This is a genomic window from Sphingomonas sp. BE138 (genome assembly GCF_031456125.1).
In the GTDB taxonomy this organism is placed as follows: domain Bacteria; phylum Pseudomonadota; class Alphaproteobacteria; order Sphingomonadales; family Sphingomonadaceae; genus Sphingomonas.
In genome coordinates this window covers 221,763-239,476 of sequence record NZ_JAVDUC010000001.1, presented here as the reverse complement: position 1 = coordinate 239,476, position 17,714 = coordinate 221,763, and the positions used below count along the sequence as shown (strand labels likewise).

The 17,714-nt window shown below is 69.1% G+C and carries 10 protein-coding genes; 6 read left to right on the top strand and 4 right to left on the bottom strand.

Going from position 1 to position 17,714, the window contains the following annotated elements:
- The first annotated feature begins 16 nt into the window (after positions 1-16).
- Positions 17-4,192, top strand: a complete 4,176-nt coding sequence (gene rpoB, locus J2Y58_RS01000; protein WP_310097343.1) for a DNA-directed RNA polymerase subunit beta — start codon at positions 17-19, stop codon at positions 4,190-4,192.
- A 143-nt stretch (positions 4,193-4,335) separates the two neighbouring features.
- Complete coding sequence (gene rpoC, locus J2Y58_RS00995; RefSeq protein WP_310097340.1) at positions 4,336-8,634, top strand: DNA-directed RNA polymerase subunit beta'; 4,299 nt, start codon at positions 4,336-4,338, stop codon at positions 8,632-8,634.
- Positions 8,635-8,969: 335 nt separating this feature from the next.
- On the opposite strand, the gene J2Y58_RS00990 is transcribed toward rpoC, so the two are convergent.
- Positions 8,970-9,365 carry a hypothetical protein gene (locus J2Y58_RS00990; protein ID WP_310097337.1) on the bottom strand — a complete coding sequence of 132 codons (396 nt, stop codon included), beginning with the start codon at positions 9,363-9,365 and terminating at the stop codon, positions 8,970-8,972.
- Between the two features lie 123 nt (positions 9,366-9,488).
- Between J2Y58_RS00990 and J2Y58_RS00985 the strand changes: the two genes are divergently transcribed.
- From J2Y58_RS00985 to J2Y58_RS00975, 3 genes are all read left to right on the top strand, one after another.
- Positions 9,489-12,659 (top strand): TRCF domain-containing protein, encoded by a 3,171-nt coding sequence (locus tag J2Y58_RS00985; protein WP_310097334.1) that lies wholly within the window; start codon positions 9,489-9,491, stop codon positions 12,657-12,659.
- 202 nt (positions 12,660-12,861) lie between these two features.
- Positions 12,862-13,851, top strand: coding sequence for an aspartate carbamoyltransferase catalytic subunit (locus J2Y58_RS00980; RefSeq protein ID WP_310097331.1), 990 nt, complete (start codon positions 12,862-12,864; stop codon positions 13,849-13,851).
- Positions 13,848-15,065 carry a dihydroorotase gene (locus tag J2Y58_RS00975; RefSeq protein ID WP_310097329.1) on the top strand — a complete coding sequence of 406 codons (1,218 nt, stop codon included), beginning with the start codon at positions 13,848-13,850 and terminating at the stop codon, positions 15,063-15,065. The genes J2Y58_RS00980 and J2Y58_RS00975 overlap by 4 nt, the downstream gene beginning before the upstream one ends.
- 125 nt (positions 15,066-15,190) lie before the next feature.
- On the opposite strand, the gene J2Y58_RS00970 is transcribed toward J2Y58_RS00975, so the two are convergent.
- From J2Y58_RS00970 to J2Y58_RS00960, 3 genes are read right to left on the bottom strand one after another with little or no spacing between them, the layout of a single operon-like run.
- Entirely contained in the window at positions 15,191-15,616 is a 426-nt protein-coding gene (locus J2Y58_RS00970; RefSeq protein WP_310097327.1) for a DUF1178 family protein, read from the bottom strand.
- A 15-nt stretch (positions 15,617-15,631) separates the two neighbouring features.
- Positions 15,632-15,889 carry a glutaredoxin 3 gene (grxC, locus tag J2Y58_RS00965; RefSeq protein ID WP_310097324.1) on the bottom strand — a complete coding sequence of 86 codons (258 nt, stop codon included), beginning with the start codon at positions 15,887-15,889 and terminating at the stop codon, positions 15,632-15,634.
- Positions 15,890-15,920: 31 nt separating this feature from the next.
- A complete protein-coding gene (locus tag J2Y58_RS00960; RefSeq protein WP_310097321.1) occupies positions 15,921-16,661 on the bottom strand; it encodes a ComF family protein in 741 nt (246 codons plus the stop codon).
- A 14-nt stretch (positions 16,662-16,675) separates the two neighbouring features.
- On the opposite strand from J2Y58_RS00960, the gene J2Y58_RS00955 reads away from it, so the two are divergent.
- Positions 16,676-17,515: a methyltransferase domain-containing protein gene (locus J2Y58_RS00955; RefSeq protein ID WP_310097317.1), complete on the top strand. Its 840-nt coding sequence runs from the start codon at positions 16,676-16,678 to the stop codon at positions 17,513-17,515.
- The last annotated feature ends 199 nt before the right edge of the window (positions 17,516-17,714 follow it).

The following is a 17,714-nucleotide window of genomic DNA, read 5'->3' as shown; positions in this document are numbered from 1 at the left end:
CGAGGCACAGGCTTTTATGGCGACCAATCCGATCGACGCGGGCACCGCGCGGACCGAGAAGGCGGGCACGCGCAAGCGTCGCATCCGCAAGGTATTCGGCAACATCCACGAAGTGGTGCAGATGCCGAACCTGATCGAGGTCCAGCGCGAGAGCTACGAACAGTTCCTGCGCTCCGATCCGTCGATCGGCTATGTCTCGGGTCTCGAGAAGACGCTGCGCAGCGTGTTCCCGATCCGCGACTTCGCGGGCACGGCGGAGCTGGACTTCGTCAACTATGAGCTGGAGCCGCCGAAGTTCGACGTCGAGGAATGCCGTCAGCGCGGCATCACCTATGCGGCGCCGATGCGCGTCACGCTGCGCCTGATCGTGTTCGAGGTGGATCCGGATACGGAAACCCGCTCGGTGCTCGATATCAAGGAGCAGGACGTGTACATGGGCGACATGCCGCTCATGACCGAGAACGGCACGTTCTTCATCAACGGCACCGAACGCGTCATCGTCAGCCAGATGCACCGCTCGCCGGGCGTGCTGTTCGACCATGACCGTGGCAAGACGCACGCGTCGGGCAAGTACCTCTTCGCCGCGCGCGTGATCCCGTACCGCGGCTCGTGGCTCGATTTCGAGTTCGACGCCAAGGACATCGTCAACGTCCGTATCGACCGCAAGCGCAAGCTGCCGGTCACCGCGCTGCTGTACGCGCTCGGGATGAACGGCGAGGAGATCCTCAACCACTTCTACAACCGCGTCACGTTCGTGCGCGGCGAAGGCGGCTGGCAGATCCCGTTCGCGGCCGAGAACTGGCGCGGCGTGAAGCCGACGTTCGACATCGTCGACGCCAAGTCGGGCGAGGTGATCTTCGCCGCGGGCACCAAGATCACGCCGCGCGCCGCCAACAAGGCCGGCAAGGACGGTCTGGAGACGCTGCTGATCCCGACCGACGAGATCTACGGCCGCTATTCGGCCTACGACCTCATCAACGAGAGCACCGGCGAGATCTACGTCGAGGCCGGTGACGAAATCGGCCCCGACAATCTCGAGAAGCTCGACCAGGCCGGCATCGACCGCATCGAACTGCTCGACATCGATCACGTCGCGACCGGCCCGTGGATCCGCAACACGCTGAAGGCCGACAAGGCCGAGGAGCGCGAGCAGGCGCTGTCGGACATCTACCGCGTGATGCGCCCCGGCGAGCCGCCGACGCTGGAGACCGCGGAGTCGCTGTTCGCCGGCCTGTTCTTCGATCCGGACCGCTACGACCTGTCGGCGGTGGGCCGCGTCAAGCTGAACATGCGCCTCGACCTCGATGCCGAGGACACGGTGACGACGCTGCGCACCGAGGACATCCTGGCGGTGGTCAAGACCCTGGTCGACCTGAAGGACGGCAAGGGCGAGATCGACGACATCGACAACCTCGGCAACCGCCGCGTGCGTTCGGTGGGCGAGCTGCTGGAGAACCAGTATCGCGTCGGCCTGCTCCGCATGGAGCGCGCCGTGAAGGAGCGCATGTCGTCGGTCGACGTCTCGACCGTGATGCCGAACGACCTGATCAACGCGAAGCCTGCGGTCGCCGCGGTGCGCGAGTTCTTCGGTTCGTCGCAGCTGTCGCAGTTCATGGACCAGACCAACCCGCTGTCCGAAGTGACGCACAAGCGTCGCGTCTCGGCGCTCGGGCCGGGCGGCCTGACGCGTGAGCGCGCGGGCTTCGAAGTCCGCGACGTCCACCCGACGCACTACGGCCGCATCTGCCCGATCGAGACGCCGGAAGGCCCGAACATCGGTCTGATCAACTCGCTGTCGACCTTCGCGCGCGTCAACAAGTACGGCTTCATCGAGACGCCGTACCGCAAGATCGTCGACGGCAAGGTGACCAACGAGGTCGTCTACCTTTCGGCGATGGAAGAGCAGAAGCACACCGTCGCGCAGGCGTCGGCGGAGCTGAACGCGGATGGTTCGTTCGCCGAGGAGCTGGTCTCCGCACGGCAGGCGGGCGAATTCCTGATGGCGCTGCCGGAAACGGTGACGCTGATGGACGTCTCGCCGAAGCAGCTGGTGTCGGTCGCGGCCTCGCTGATCCCGTTCCTGGAGAACGACGACGCGAACCGCGCGCTGATGGGCTCGAACATGCAGCGTCAGGCCGTGCCGCTGGTGCGCGCCGAGGCGCCGTTCGTCGGCACCGGCATGGAAGAGACCGTGGCGCGCGATTCGGGCGCGGCGATCTCGGCCAAGCGTGCGGGCATCGTCGACCAGGTCGACGCGGCGCGTATCGTCGTCCGCGCGACCGGCGAGATCGACTCGGCCAAGTCGGGCGTCGACATCTACACGCTGATGAAGTTCCAGCGTTCGAACCAGTCGACCTGCATCAACCAGCGTCCGCTGGTGAAGGTGGGCGACGTGGTCAACGCCGGTGACGTGATCGCCGACGGCCCGTCGACCGAGTTCGGCGAGCTGGCGCTGGGTCGCAACGCGCTCGTCGCGTTCATGCCCTGGAACGGCTACAACTACGAGGACTCGATCCTCATCAGCGAGCGGATCGTGAAGGACGACGTGTTCACGTCGATCCACATCGACGAGTTCGAGGTGATGGCCCGCGACACGAAGCTCGGGCCGGAGGACATCACCCGCGACATCCCGAACGTCGGCGAGGAAGCGCTGCGCAACCTCGACGAGGCGGGCATCGTCTACGTCGGCGCCGAGGTCGAGCCGGGCGACATCCTGGTCGGCAAGATCACGCCGAAGGGCGAAAGCCCGATGACGCCGGAAGAGAAGCTGCTCCGCGCGATCTTCGGTGAGAAGGCGTCGGACGTGCGCGACACGTCGCTGCGCCTGCCGCCGGGCGTTGCCGGGACGATCGTCGACGTTCGCGTCTTCAATCGCCACGGCATCGACAAGGACGAGCGCGCGATGGCGATCGAGCGCGAGGAGATCGAGCGCCTGAAGAAGGACTCGGACGACGAACGCACGATCCTCAACCGTGCCACCTGGTCGCGGCTGCGCGAGATGCTGCTGGGTCAGGTCGCCACGGGCGCGCCGAAGGGCGTGAAGAAGGGCGTGACCATCGACATGGACGTGCTCGACTCGGTCGAGCGCCATGAGTGGTGGAAGTTCGCGGTCCAGGACGATGCCGTGCAGGCGAACCTGGAGGCCGTGAAGGGCCAGTACGACGAAGCCGCCAAGCGCATCCGCGACAAGTTCGAGGATCGCCGCGAGAAGCTGGAGCGTGGCGACGAGCTGCCGCCGGGCGTGCTGAAGATGGTCAAGGTGTTCGTGGCGGTGAAGCGCAAGCTGCAGCCGGGCGACAAGATGGCCGGCCGTCACGGCAACAAGGGCGTCATCAGCCGCATCCTGCCGGCGGAGGACATGCCGTTCCTCGCCGACGGGACCCCGGTCGACCTCGTGCTCAACCCGCTGGGCGTGCCGAGCCGCATGAACGTCGGGCAGATCTTCGAGACGCACCTGGGCTGGGCGGCGCGCGGGCTGGGTCAGCAGATCAAGCACGCGCTGGAGGACTGGCGCGAGGCCAATCCGGACGCCACGGCGGGCGAGATGCCCGACGCGGTCAAGGAGCGGCTGCGGACGGTCTACGGCGAACATTATCTCGACGACATCGACTCGCGCGATGCCGCCGAGATCGTCGAGCTGGCGCAGAACCTGACCCCGGGCGTTCCGATGGGCACCCCGGTGTTCGACGGCGCGGTCGAGCGCGACGTGTCCGACATGCTGGAGCTGGCGGGTCTCGATCCGTCGGGCCAGTCGGACCTGTTCGACGGGCGCACCGGCGACAAGTTCGACCGCAAGGTGACGGTGGGCATCATCTACATGCTCAAGCTGCACCACCTGGTGGACGACAAGATCCACGCCCGGTCGATCGGGCCGTACTCGCTCGTCACGCAGCAGCCGCTGGGTGGCAAGGCGCAGTTCGGCGGTCAGCGCTTCGGCGAAATGGAAGTCTGGGCGCTCCAGGCGTATGGCGCGGCGTACACGCTCCAGGAAATGCTGACGGTGAAGTCGGACGACGTGGTCGGCCGCACCAAGGTCTACGAGGCGATCGTCAAGGGCGACGACACGTTCGAGGCCGGCATCCCGGAGAGCTTCAACGTGCTGGTCAAGGAAATGCGCTCGCTGGGTCTCAACGTCGACCTCCGGTCGATGGAAGAGTCGGAAGGCGACGGCTTGGCCGAGGCCGCGGAGTAACGAACGCCCATCCTCCCTCTCCCCGCCGGGGAGAGGGCCGGGGTGAGGGGTAGGTGTCTCACCGAGACCAGCGCCTGCGGCGGCCCCTCACCCAACCCTCTCCCCGCTGGGAGAGGGCTAAAGATGCAAAGAGGTTCATCAAGATGAACGAACTGACCAATTTCGCCAATCCGCTCGCGAAGCCGGAAACCTTCGACCAGATCCAGATCGGGATCGCGTCGCCGGACAAGATCCGTTCGTGGTCGTTCGGCGAGATCAAGAAGCCCGAGACGATCAACTATCGCACGTTCAAGCCCGAGCGTGACGGCCTGTTCTGCGCGCGCATCTTCGGTCCGATCAAGGACTACGAATGCCTGTGCGGCAAGTACAAGCGCATGAAGTACAAGGGCATCGTCTGCGAGAAGTGCGGTGTCGAGGTCACGGTGTCGAAGGTCCGCCGCGAGCGGATGGGCCATATCGAGCTCGCCGCGCCGGTCGCGCACATCTGGTTCCTGAAGTCGCTGCCGAGCCGCATCGGCCTGCTGCTCGACATGCAGTTGAAGCAGCTGGAGCGCGTGCTGTACTTCGAGGCGTATATCGTCATCGAGCCGGGCCTGACCCCGCTCGAGAAGTATCAGCTGCTCACCGAGGATGAGCTGCTCGAGGCGCAGGACGAGTATGGCGAGGACGCGTTCTCGGCCGGGATCGGCGCGGAAGCGGTCCGCATCATGCTCGAAAGCCTCGATCTCGAGGGGGAGAAGGTGCAGCTTCTGGAAGAGCTGGCCACGACCAAGTCGGAGCTGAAGCCCAAGAAGATCATCAAGCGCCTGAAGGTCGTCGAGAGCTTCCTGGAATCGGGCAATCGTCCGGAATGGATGATCCTCGAGGTCGTGCCGGTCATCCCGCCCGAGCTGCGCCCGCTGGTGCCGCTGGACGGCGGCCGTTTCGCGACGTCGGACCTCAACGACCTGTACCGCCGCGTCATCAACCGCAACAACCGCCTGAAGCGGCTGATGGAGCTGCGTGCGCCGGACATCATCGTCCGCAACGAAAAGCGCATGTTGCAGGAAGCGGTCGACGCCTTGTTCGACAACGGCCGTCGCGGTCGCACGATCACCGGCGCCAACAAGCGTCCGCTGAAGTCGCTGTCCGACATGCTGAAGGGCAAGCAGGGCCGCTTCCGCCAGAACCTGCTCGGCAAGCGCGTCGACTATTCGGGCCGCTCGGTCATCGTGACCGGTCCGGAGCTGAAGCTGCACCAGTGCGGCCTGCCCAAGAAGATGGCGCTCGAGCTGTTCAAGCCGTTCATCTACGCGCGCCTCGACGCCAAGGGCCTCAGCATGACGCTGAAGCAGGCCAAGAAGTGGGTCGAGAAGGAGCGCAAGGAAGTCTGGGACATCCTGGACGAGGTGATCCGCGAGCATCCGGTGCTGCTGAACCGCGCGCCGACGCTCCACCGCCTCGGCATCCAGGCGTTCGAGCCGGTGCTGATCGAAGGCAAGGCGATCCAGCTGCACCCGCTGGTCTGCTCGGCGTTCAACGCCGACTTCGACGGCGACCAGATGGCCGTGCACGTTCCGCTGAGCCTTGAGGCGCAGCTGGAAGCGCGCGTCCTGATGATGTCGACCAACAACATCCTGTCCCCTGCGAACGGCAAGCCGATCATCGTTCCGTCGCAGGACATGGTGCTGGGCCTCTACTATCTCTCGCTGGAGAAGCAGAAGGAGCCGGGCGAGGGCATGATGCTGGGCGACATGGCCGAGGTGCATCAGGCGCTCTACGCGGGCGCCGTGACGCTCCACACCAAGATCGTCAGCCGCGTTCCGCAGACCGACGAGAACGGCAAGCAGTATCTCAAGCGCTATGAGACCACCCCCGGTCGCATGCTGCTGGGCGAATGCCTGCCCAAGAGCCACAAGGTGCCGTTCGACGTCGTCAACCGCGTCCTGACCAAGAAGGACGTCGGCGAGGTCATCGACGAGGTGTATCGTCACACCGGCCAGAAGGAGACGGTGCTGTTCGCGGACGCGATCATGGCGCTGGGCTTCCGTCACGCGTTCCGCGCCGGCATTTCGTTCGGCAAGGACGACATGCTGATCGCACCGGACAAGGACAAGCTGGTCGACGAGACCCGCGACCTCGTGAAGGACTTCGAGCAGCAGTATCAGGACGGCCTGATCACGCAGCAGGAGAAGTACAACAAGGTCATCGACGCCTGGAGCCGTTGCGGCGACCAGGTCGCGAACTCGATGATGAACGAGATCAAGGCGGTGCGCCACTACGAGGACGGCCCGATGGTCGGCCGCGAGAAGGACATCAACTCGATCTACATGATGGCGCACTCCGGTGCGCGTGGCTCCCCCGCGCAGATCAAGCAGTTGGCGGGCATGCGCGGCCTGATGGCCAAGCCGTCGGGCGAGATCATCGAAACGCCGATCATCTCGAACTTCAAGGAAGGTCTGACCGTCCTCGAATACTTCAACTCCACCCACGGCGCGCGCAAGGGCCTCGCGGACACGGCGTTGAAGACCGCGAACTCGGGGTATCTGACCCGCCGTCTCGTCGACGTGTCGCAGGACTGCGTCATCATCGAGGAGGATTGCGGGACCGGGCGCGCGCTGGAGATGAAGGCGATCGTGCAGGGCGGATCGACGATCGCGTCGCTGGGCGAGCGTATCCTTGGCCGCACCACGGCCGAGGACGTCGTCGATGCCAAGAGCGGCAAGGTCGTGATCCCGGTCGGCACGCTGCTCGACGAGCCGATGGTCGCGCAGATCGAGGCGCTGGGCATTCAGGCGATGAAGATCCGCTCGCCGCTGGTCTGCGAGAGCAAGGTCGGGGTGTGCGGCAAGTGCTACGGGCGTGACCTCGCCCGCGGTACGCCGGTCAACATCGGCGAGGCGGTCGGCGTCATCGCGGCGCAGTCGATCGGTGAGCCGGGCACGCAGCTGACGATGCGTACCTTCCACATCGGCGGTGCGGCGCAGCTGAACGAGCAGTCGAACCTCGAGGCGCCGGTCGACGGCACCGTCGAGTTCCGCGACCTGCGCATCATCGAGGACCAGCGCGGTCGTCGCGTGGTGCTCAGCCGCTCGGGCGAGATCGCGATCGTCGACATGGACGGTCGCGAGCTGGCGGTGCACAAGATCCCGTACGGTGCCTACGTCATGTTCGATGATGGCCACATCATCAGCAAGGGCGACCGGATGGCCGAATGGGATCCGTTCACCATGCCGGTCATCACCGAGACGGGCGGCACCGTGCGCTTCCAGGACCTGATCGAGGGCAAGACCCTGACCGAGCAGGTCGACGAGGCGACCGGCATCGCGCAGCGCGTGGTGATCGAATATCGCGCGACGTCCAAGTCGAAGGAGGATCTGCGTCCGCGCATGACCCTGCTCGACGAGGGGTCGGGCGAGGCCGCGCGCTACCTGCTGGCGCCGGGTGCGGTGCTGTCGGTGGAGGACAATGCCACCGTCCAGGCCGGCGACGTGCTCGCCCGTGTCGCTCGCGAGTCCGCCAAGACCCGCGACATCACCGGCGGTCTGCCGCGCGTCGCCGAGCTGTTCGAGGCGCGCAAGCCCAAGGAAAATGCCATCATCGCCAAGGTCTCCGGCCGCGTGGTGTTCGGCAAGGACTATAAGGCGAAGCGCAAGATCGGCATCCAGCCGGAGGACGGCGGCGAGGTCGTCGAGTATCTGGTGCCCAAGTCGAAGGTGATCGACGTTCAGGAAGGCGACTACGTCAAGCGTGGCGACAACCTGATCGGCGGCAGCCCCGACCCGCACGACATCCTGGAAGTGCTCGGCATCGAGCCGCTGGCCGAATATCTGGTCAGCGAAATCCAGGAAGTCTATCGCTTGCAGGGCGTGAAGATCAACGACAAGCACATCGAGACGATCGTTCGTCAGATGCTGCAAAAGGTCGAGATCACCGAGTCCGGCGACACCACCTTGCTGGTGGGCGAGCAGGTCGATCGCGAGGAGATGGACGCGATCAACGACAAGCTGGAGGATGGCCAGGCGCGTGCGCAGGGCAAGCCGATCCTGCTGGGCATCACCAAGGCGAGCCTGCAGACCCGCAGCTTCATCTCGGCGGCGTCGTTCCAGGAGACCACCCGCGTCCTCACCGAGGCGGCGGTCCAGGGGAAGCAGGACACGCTGATGGGGCTGAAGGAGAATGTCATCGTCGGCCGCCTGATCCCGGCGGGCACCGGCGCGGGCATGAACCGCCTGCGCGTGGCGGCCTCGTCGCGCGACGCGGCACTGCGGGCGCAGCAGCGCAAGTTGCAGGACGCGATGGTCGCGGCGGGTTCCGCGGGCAATGCGGCGCAGACCCGCGCTGCCGAGGAATCGCGCACCCCGCGCGACGACGTCGGCACCGGCAGCGATCCGCTGGCGGCCGTCGTTCCCTCGGGCACCGGCAGCGATGCCGATGCCGGCGAGTATCTGAACGAGGAGTGATCCTCGCTTCGGGCATCCGCCTGACCAAGAAAAGAGCCGCCGTCCGGATGCCGGGCGGCGGCTTTTTTCATCCCTGCCTTCCATCGAGGCGAGAGGTGCATGGCCCTTGCAACCGACGCACGCGTGATCGCGCAGGTTGCAATTGCTGCATCATGCTTTCTTCACCAGATGGGGCGCACACGCTGCATCGCAGCACGTCACCAGCAACAGTGAGGTCCCGGATGCTTTATCTTGTCTATCTGATCGCCCAGTACCGCAACCAGGCCCGCGCGCGCGCCGTCGCCGCCAACGACGCCGAATATCGTCAGGCTGCCTGAACTACTTTCACGCGACGATTACTTGGGTGCGCGACGGATGTAGGGCGTGAAGTCGCCCAGCAACAACGCCGCCTTTGGGATGCGCGACAGCCGATTGAGCGGCCGGACCTGATCGTTCCGGCACAATTGCGAACCGAACGGCTCGGTGATCAGGATGTCGTCGTCGTCCAGCGTATCGGCGCGACCGCGCGGCACGTTGACGTAGAGCCGCCCCCCGCTTCGCCACACGATCGCGCGGCCGCGCACGATCTGCGACGACCCCATTCCCGGTGATACCGAGATGCAGCGGACCGGCGGTTCGGCGACGCGGCCTTTCAACAGGTCGGCAAGCACCGCATCGGGATCGCGCGATGCGGCCTGCGCGGGTGCGACGAAAGCGGCGACCAGCGCCGCGGCGGCAAACAGGCGTTTCATCCCGCCGATATAGGATCGTGCCACCCGCTGTCCACGCGGCGTCCTGATCTGGCGCAAGCGGTTTGTGCCGGAACGCCGCTGGCCCGCGGGCCGTTCGAACGAACCTATGAAGATCGTTCGCTAATGTCTGCCCGCCCCGCCCCATCCGCTACGCCGTCCGCCGCGCCGCTGTCGATCGCCGAACAGGCGGCGATGCTCGCCGAGGCGCTGTCCGACGGCGATGTGATCGCGGCGGTCGCCGACGACGTCCGCGCCGCCGCGCTGGCGCAGTCGCTGCAGGCGGCGATGCCCGATGCCATGGTGCTGTTCTGCCCGGGCAGCGACGCACTCCCCGGCGAGGACGCGCCCCCTTCCCCCGCCAACGTCGGCCAGCGCGTGTCGGCGCTGCGCCATGCGCGCCGCCACGCCGGGACGAAGCGACGCGCCCCGATCGCGCTGGTCACCACCGGCGAGGCGCTCGCCCGCGCCTATCCGCCGCCCGCCGCCTTCGATGCCGAGCCGCCGACGGTGAAGATCGACACCGCGCTCGATCTCGCCGCGCTTCACGCCGAGCTGGCCGACCTCGGCTATATCGCCGACGAACGCGTCGACGAACCCGGCGAGATCGCGCTGCGCGGACAGGTGCTCGACGTCTTTCCCGCCGACGCCGCGCTGCCGCTGCGCATCGAGGTGGCGGACGGCAAGGTCGTGTCGCTGCGCTGCTACGACCCCGCCGACCAGCGCTCGATCGACGATGTGGCGGAGCGCGAGCTGGGCCGCGTCGCCGAGCCGGCGCTCGGCGACGATCGCACCACCCTGCTCGATCACCTGCCCGAGGCGCGGGTCGTCATCGACGACGCCGCCGACGACCGCCGCCGCCGCTTCCTCGCGCTCGTGAACGACGCCACCCGCCGCGCCCGCAAGCGCGCCGCGCGCGACGTGATCGAGGACGCCGCCTGGAAGAAGGCGGTCGCCGCGCGCACGCTGGTCACCCCCGCGCGCGCCGGCGACCCGCCCCCGCGCTTCGCCGAACAGAAGGCGCCGTTGCGCGCCTTCGCCACCCTCGCCCGACAGGCGCGCGAGGAAGGCGAGCGCGTCGTCCTGCTCGGCAGCGCGCGCGACCTGCGCTTCCTGCGTCGCCGCGTCGCCAAGGCGTTGAAGGAGGACCCCGCCACTGTCGCCTCGTGGAGCGCGGTCGCGGAGGCCAGGCCGGGCGCGTTGCTTGCGCTCGAACTCGCCGCCGACCGCGGCTTCCGTCGCGACGGCGTGCTCGCGATCGCCGCCGCCGACCTGCTCGGCAGCCGCGCCGATCGCGAACAGATCGCCGGCGCGCCGGCCGACCCGACCCTGCTCGACCTGGGCGAGATCCGCATCGGCGACGTGGTGGTCCACGAGGATCACGGCATCAGCGTCGTCGCCGGGCTGGAGCGATTGCCCGACGACGGCGGCGACGCGATCAAGCTGACCTATGCCAATGACGGCGTGCGGCTGGTGCCGGTCGGCGAGGCCGATCGCATCTGGCGCTACGGCGCGGAGGCCGATGCGGTCACGCTCGACCGGCTCGACGGATCGAGCTGGCAGAAGCGCCGGGGCGAAATCGACGCGGCCATTGCGCAAAGCGCACGCGACCTGACCGCGCTCGCCGAGGAACGCAGCCGCCGCGACGCGCCCGCGCTGGAGCCCGACACCGCCGCCTACGAACGCTTCGCCGCCGGCTTTGCCTTCACCGAAACCGCCGATCAGGCCAAAGCGATCGCCGCGGTCCGCGCCGACCTGGCCGCCGGCCGCCCGATGGACCGGCTGGTGATCGGCGACGTCGGCTACGGCAAGACCGAGGTCGCGCTGCGCGCCGCCGCGCTTGCCGCGCTCGCCGGCAAGCAGGTGGCGATCGCGGCGCCGACCACCGTGCTCGCGCGCCAGCATCTCGAAACCTTCACCGCGCGCTTCGAAGGCTCCGGTATCGCGGTCGCCGGCCTCTCGCGGCTGTCGAGCGCCGCGGAGAAGAAGCGCGTCAAGGCGGCGCTCGCCGACGGCTCGGTGCAGATCGTCGTCGGCACCGGCGCGGTCGCGGGCAAGGGCGTCGTCTACAAGGACCTCGCGCTCGTCGTCATCGACGAGGAACAGCGCTTCGGCGCGGCCGACAAGGACAAGCTGCGCACGCTCTCGGCCGGACACGTGCTGACATTGTCGGCAACCCCGATCCCCCGGACGCTGCAATCCGCCTTGGTCGGGCTGCAACAACTCTCGATCATCGCCACGCCCCCCGCACGTCGCCAGCCGATCCGCACCGCGGTCGGCGCGTTCGCGCCCGAGACGCTGCGCGCGGCGCTGCTGCGCGAAAAGAGCCGCGGCGGGCAAAGCTTCGTCGTCGTGCCGCGCATCGCCGACATGGCGCCGCTTGGCGAGCAACTCGCCCGGCTGGTCCCCGAGCTCGAGGTGCTGGAGGCGCACGGCAAGCTGCCGGCCGACGAGATCGACGCCGCGATGGTCCGCTTCGGCGCGGGCGAGGGCGACGTGCTGCTGGCGACCAACATCATCGAGGCCGGGCTCGACGTGCCGCGCGCCAACACGATGGTGATCGTCCACGCCGACCGCTTCGGGCTGTCGCAGCTCCACCAGCTGCGCGGGCGGGTCGGGCGCGGCAGCCGGCGCGGCCAGGTGCTGCTGTTCACCGATCCCGACCATGCGATCGCGCCGCGCACGCTCAAGCGGCTGCGTACGCTGGAGGCGTTCGACCGGCTCGGCGCCGGCTTCGCGATCAGCGCGCGCGACCTCGACATGCGCGGCGCAGGCGACCTGCTGGGCGAGACGCAGGCCGGGCACATGAAGCTGATCGGCATCGACCTCTACCAGCAACTTCTGGAAGGCGCGCTGCGCCGCGCCCGTGGCGAGGAAGTCGAGCGCTGGACGCCCGAGCTGCACCTCGGCATCGACGGTCGCCTGCCCGAGACGTGGATCCCCGACGAGGAACTGCGCGTCACCCTCTACACCCGGCTGGCGCGGATCACCGACGGCGAGACGCTCGATGCGCTAGCCGACGAACTGGAGGACCGCTTCGGTGCGCTGCCCGACGAGGCGCGCACCTTGCTGGCGACCGCGCGGATGCGCGTCGATGCGCGCGCCGCCGGCATCGCGAAGATCAGCGCCGGTCCCGCCGCGGTCGCGCTGGAGCCGCACAACGGCACTGCGATCGACGCCGCCGCGTTCGGGCTGGAGGAGAAGGACCGCCGCTTCCTGCTGCGCGAGCGCATCGACGACCCGCTCGCCCGGCTGGAGCGCACCGGCGAGCTGGTGCGGGAGATGGCGGAGGCGTAACACCCTGCCGTTCGCCCCGAGCTTGTCGAAGCCTGTCCTGAGCGCCTGCCTTGGCAGGCAGTCGAACGGGGCGTGTCACAAACCACGCGCTAGCGGCATGTGCTTCGACAGGCTCGGCACGAACGGCGTGGGCGGCGATCTGGCTGTGAGCGCCCCGCCCCCGCTTGCACCGCCCCCCCGCGCCGGTTAGGCAGCGGCCTTGATGACCCGATCGGACCACCGCCCCGCCACGCTGATCCCCGGAGGCGCGGTGTTTCCGCACCGTCACCTGACCGGCATCGAAGGTCTCGAACCGCACGAGATCACCTTCCTGCTCGACGAGGCGGAAACCTGGGTGGCGGCGAACCGCACCCGCGCCGCCCCCGATCAGCGGCTGGCCGGCTTCACGCAAATCAACGCCTTCTTCGAGAACAGCACCCGTACGTTGCTCAGCTTCGAGATCGCGGGCAAGCGGCTGGGCGCCGATGTCGTCAACATGCACGCCGCGCAGTCGAGCGTGAAGAAGGGCGAGACGCTGATCGATACCGCGATGACGCTGAACGCGATGCGCGCCGACGTGATCGTCATCCGCCACATGTCGTCGGGCGCGGTGCGGCTGATCGCCGACAAGGTCGATTGCCCGGTGCTCAACGCCGGCGACGGGCGCCACGAGCATCCGACGCAGGCGCTGCTCGATGCGCTGACGATCCGCCGCCGGCTGGGCGGGATCGCCAACAAGCGCGTCGTGATCTGCGGCGACCTGCTGCATAGCCGCGTCGCGCGCTCGAACATCCTGGCGCTGACCGCGCTGGCGGCGGAGGTACGCGTCTGCGCGCCCTCGACGTTGATGCCGCCGGCGATCGAACGCTTCGGCGTCACCGCCTTCACCGATTTCGACAAGGCGATCGAGGGCGCCGATGTGGTCATGATGCTGCGGCTCCAGACCGAGCGGATGGCGGGCGGCTACGTCCCCTCCACCCGCGAATATCACCTGCGCTACGGCCTGACGCTGGAGCGGCTCAACACCCGCGCGCCCGGCGCGCTGGTCATGCACCCCGGCCCCATGAACCGCGGGGTCGAGATCGATTCGGCCGTCGCCGACCATGTCGAGCAATCCGCGATCACCGAGCAGGTGCAGATGGGCGTGGCGGTCCGCATGGCGTGCCTCGACGTACTCACCCGGCGTGCGCGCGGGGTGGAGGGATGGGCATGACGCAGGCACTTGCCCTCACCAACGCCCGCATCGTCTGCCCGGCGGGCGGCGAGCGCACCGGCGACCTGCTGATCGTCGACGGCATCATCGCCGCGGGGGAGGCGCCGAGCCATGCCGAGCGCGTCGATTGCCGCGGCAAGCTGCTGGCACCGGGCATCATCGACGTCGGCGTCGCGCGGATCGATCGCGCCGCGGCACGCGCCGGCGGCGTGGTGCGGGTGGCGCCGATGCCCGACCAGAATCCGGTGCTCGACGAACCCGGCGCGGTGCAGCGCCTCGCGCTGATCGGCCGGCCGGATCTGTGGATCCACCCGATCGCGGCGGCGACGCGCGGGTTGGCGGGCAAAGATCTCGCCGAGATGGCGGTCTGCCTGTCGGCGGGCGCGCGCGCGGTCGGCACCGGGCGCGGCTGGATCGCCGATTCCGGCGTCATGCACCGCGTGTTGATGTACGCGCGCGACCTCGACGTCACGGTCGTCGCGCATGCCGAGGACGGCGGTCTCGCGGCAGGCGCGGTCGCGACCGAGGGCGAGACCGCCACCCGCCTCGGCCTGGCCTCTGCGCCATCGCTTGCCGAGCCGCTGGCGATCGCGCGCGACCTGATGCTCGCCGAGGAGACCGGCGCGCGTCTCCACCTGCGCTGCGTCACCACCGCCGCCGGCTTTGCGCTGGTCCGCGCCGCCAAGGCGCGCGGGGTGCGCGTCACCTGCGGGACCACGCCGGCCTATGCGCTGCTCAGCGACAATGCGATGAGCGACTTCCGCACCTTCGCGCACCTCTCGCCGCCGCTGCGCAGCGAGGACGATCGCAAGGCGACGCTCGCGGCGATGTCGGACGGAACGATCGACCTGCTCTGCTCGGGGCACGACCCGCGCGGGCCGGAGGAGAAGCGCCTGCCGTTCGCCGACGCCAGCCCCGGCGCCGCCGACGCCGCGACGCTGCTGCCGCTCGCGCTCGGGCTGGTCCGCGACGGCCGGCTGACGCTCCCGCGCCTCTTCGCGCTCCTGGCGCAAGCACCCGCGACGCTGCTCGGGCTGGAGGCGGGGACGCTCGCCGAAGGGATGTCGGGCGACGTGATCCTGATCGACGAGCACGCGCCGTGGCGGATCGACGCCGACGACCTGCCCGGCATGGCCGGCAACACGCCGTTCGACGGCCTGCCCGTGCAGGGCCGCGTGCTGGCGATGTGGAAAGGCGGCCGCGCGATCGGATGACCTTCGTCGCCCCTGCGCAGGCAGGAGCGACGACGAGTTACCCTTGCGTCATCTCTTCACCCGTTCGCGCCGAGCCTGTCGAAGCACGTGCCGCACACACCACGGGCCGAAAGCCTGGCGCCGCTTCAGTTCACCGCCTTGGGCGGCACCACCGGCAGCGGCAAGGGCGCGATCGGCACGCCCTCGTCGGCCAATTGCTTCGCCTCCGCCAAGCTCGCCTGCCCGTGGATCGGCGCGTCGGGCTTCTCGCCGACATGCATCGCCCGCGCCTCTGCGGCGAAGTCACTGCCGACCCACCGCGACCCGGCCAGCGCCTGCTTCTGCGCCGCCGCGACCTTCGCGAGCAGCGCCTTCGCTTCCGCCGCCATCACGCCGCGATTGCCCTTGGCGGCGACATTCGGCGCCATCAGCGCCTTCTCGACCTCACCAGCGCCGCACGCGGGACAGCTCAGCAGCCCGCGTGCCTTCTGCTCGTCGAACGCCGCCGACGACGCGAACCACGCCTCGAACACATGCCCATCGCGCGCACACCGCAGGTCGAAGACGATCACGCCGCGCGCGCCGCGTCAGCGGCCGAGCATCGCATCGAGCTTGCCCGCCCGCTCCAGCGCCGCGAGATCGTCGGAGCCGCCGACATGCGTGCCGTCGATGAAAATCTGCGGCACGGTGGTGCGCCCGCTCGCGCGGTCGATCATCTCCCCGCGCTTCGCCGTGTTCATGCCGATGTCCGTCTCCTCGACCGCGACGCCCTTCGACGCCAGCAGGTTCATCGCGCGCGCGCAATACGGACAGAACGCCTTGGTGTAGATCTCGACCCGTGCCATCCCGCCTAGGTGTGATCGCCACCCCGCGCTGTCAATCGCCGATCACGCGCGCCCATGCCAGGATCGTCACCGACGCCGCTCCCGCCGTCTTCAGCACGCGCACGCACGCCTCCGCCGTCGCGCCGCTGGTGTAGACGTCGTCGACCAGCACCACCGCGCGCCCCCGCACCGCGTCGCGTCCCGCGTCCGTCATCCGGAACGCCCCTGCCACGGTCGCGCGCCGCTCGCGCGGGGAACGATCGCGCAACGGCGGAGTCGCGCGATGTCGCTCCAGCGCATGCAACGCGACCGTCATTCCCGTCCCGCGCCCCAGCGCCCGCGCGATCAGCGCCGCCTGGTTATACCCGCGCCACCATAGCCGCCGGCGATGCAGCGGCACCGGCACCAGCAACGCCGGTCGCTCGGGCAAGTGCCGCCGCATCAGTGCCGCCATCGCCTCGGCATAGGCCGTCCGCCCGCCGTATTTCAGTCGCAACGCCACCGTCCGCGCGACCGCGCCATAGGCGACGGCCGCGCGCACCCCGTCGTGCGCCGGCTGATCGGCAAGACACTGGCCGCAGCGCGCATCGTCGCCGCGATGATGCTCGAACGGCAGGTTGCATCCCGCACACCACGGCGGTCCCAGGAACCGCAGGCTCGACCAGCAGCCGGCGCAGAACCGCCCCTGCCCCGCCACCGTCGCGCCGCAGCCGGGGCAACGCGGCGGCAGCGCAAGGTCGATCAGCCGGTGGAGCACGCCCACCCTTGTGGCGGCGCCCGCGAACGGGCACAAGTCGCCGCATCGCCATGGCCTCGCCCGACATCTTCGATCGCTCCGCGCGCCGCCGACGCCGCGACCGCGCTGCCGCCGGGTACGGCGCGCACGACTTCCTGCGCGCCGCGATGCTCGACGGGATTGCCGACCGGCTGGGTGCGGTCACGCGCGACTTCACCGACGTGCTCGACCTCGGCTGTTTCGACGCCGCCTTCGTCCCGCCGCCCGGCACCCGCGTCGCCCGGCTCGATCCCGGCTTCGGCTTCGCGAAGGCGGGCGGCGGAGTGCAGGCCGACGAGGATCGGCTGCCGTTCGCGGACGGCGCGTTCGACCTGGTGGTCGCGGCCGGCACGCTCGACAGCGTCGGCGACCTGCCCGGCGCGCTCACGCTCATTCGCCGCACGCTCCGCCCCGACGGCCTGTTCCTCGGCGCGTTCGTCGGCGGCAACAGCCTGTCGACGTTGCGGGCGGTGCTGCGCGAGGCGGAGGGCGACCGCCCGGTCGCGCGGCTCCACCCGATGGTAGACCTGCGCTCGGCCGGCGACCTGCTGGTGCGCGCCGGCCTGACGCTGCCGGTCGCCGACAGCGAGACGCTGACGGTCCGCTACGCCTCGTTCGGTCGCCTGCTCGACGATCTGCGCGGCATGGCGGGGAGCAACCTGCTCGCCTCGCGTCATCCGCTCCGCCGCGACGCCCTGGCGCGCGCCGCCGCCGCCTTCGCCGCGCGCAGCGGCCCCGACGGCCGCACCGACGAGCGCTTCGACCTCATCTTCCTGACCGGCTGGTCGCCGTCGCCCGACCAGCCCAAGCCGGCACGCCGCGGCAGCGCCGGTGCCTCGCTCGCTGCGGCGCTGCGCCCGCCTTCGGGATAAGATCGAGGCACGCCCCCTCCGCTCGTGCTGAGCCTGTCGAAGCCGGTCCTGAGCGCCTGCCTTGACAGGTAGTCGAAGGGCACGTGCCCGGAACACGCCCTTCGACACGCTCAGAACGAACGGCGGATGAGGGTCACGTCGGTCGCCCCGGCGCAGGCCAGGGTCCACCGCTCCGCACACTCGGGACTTTCGGGCCCTG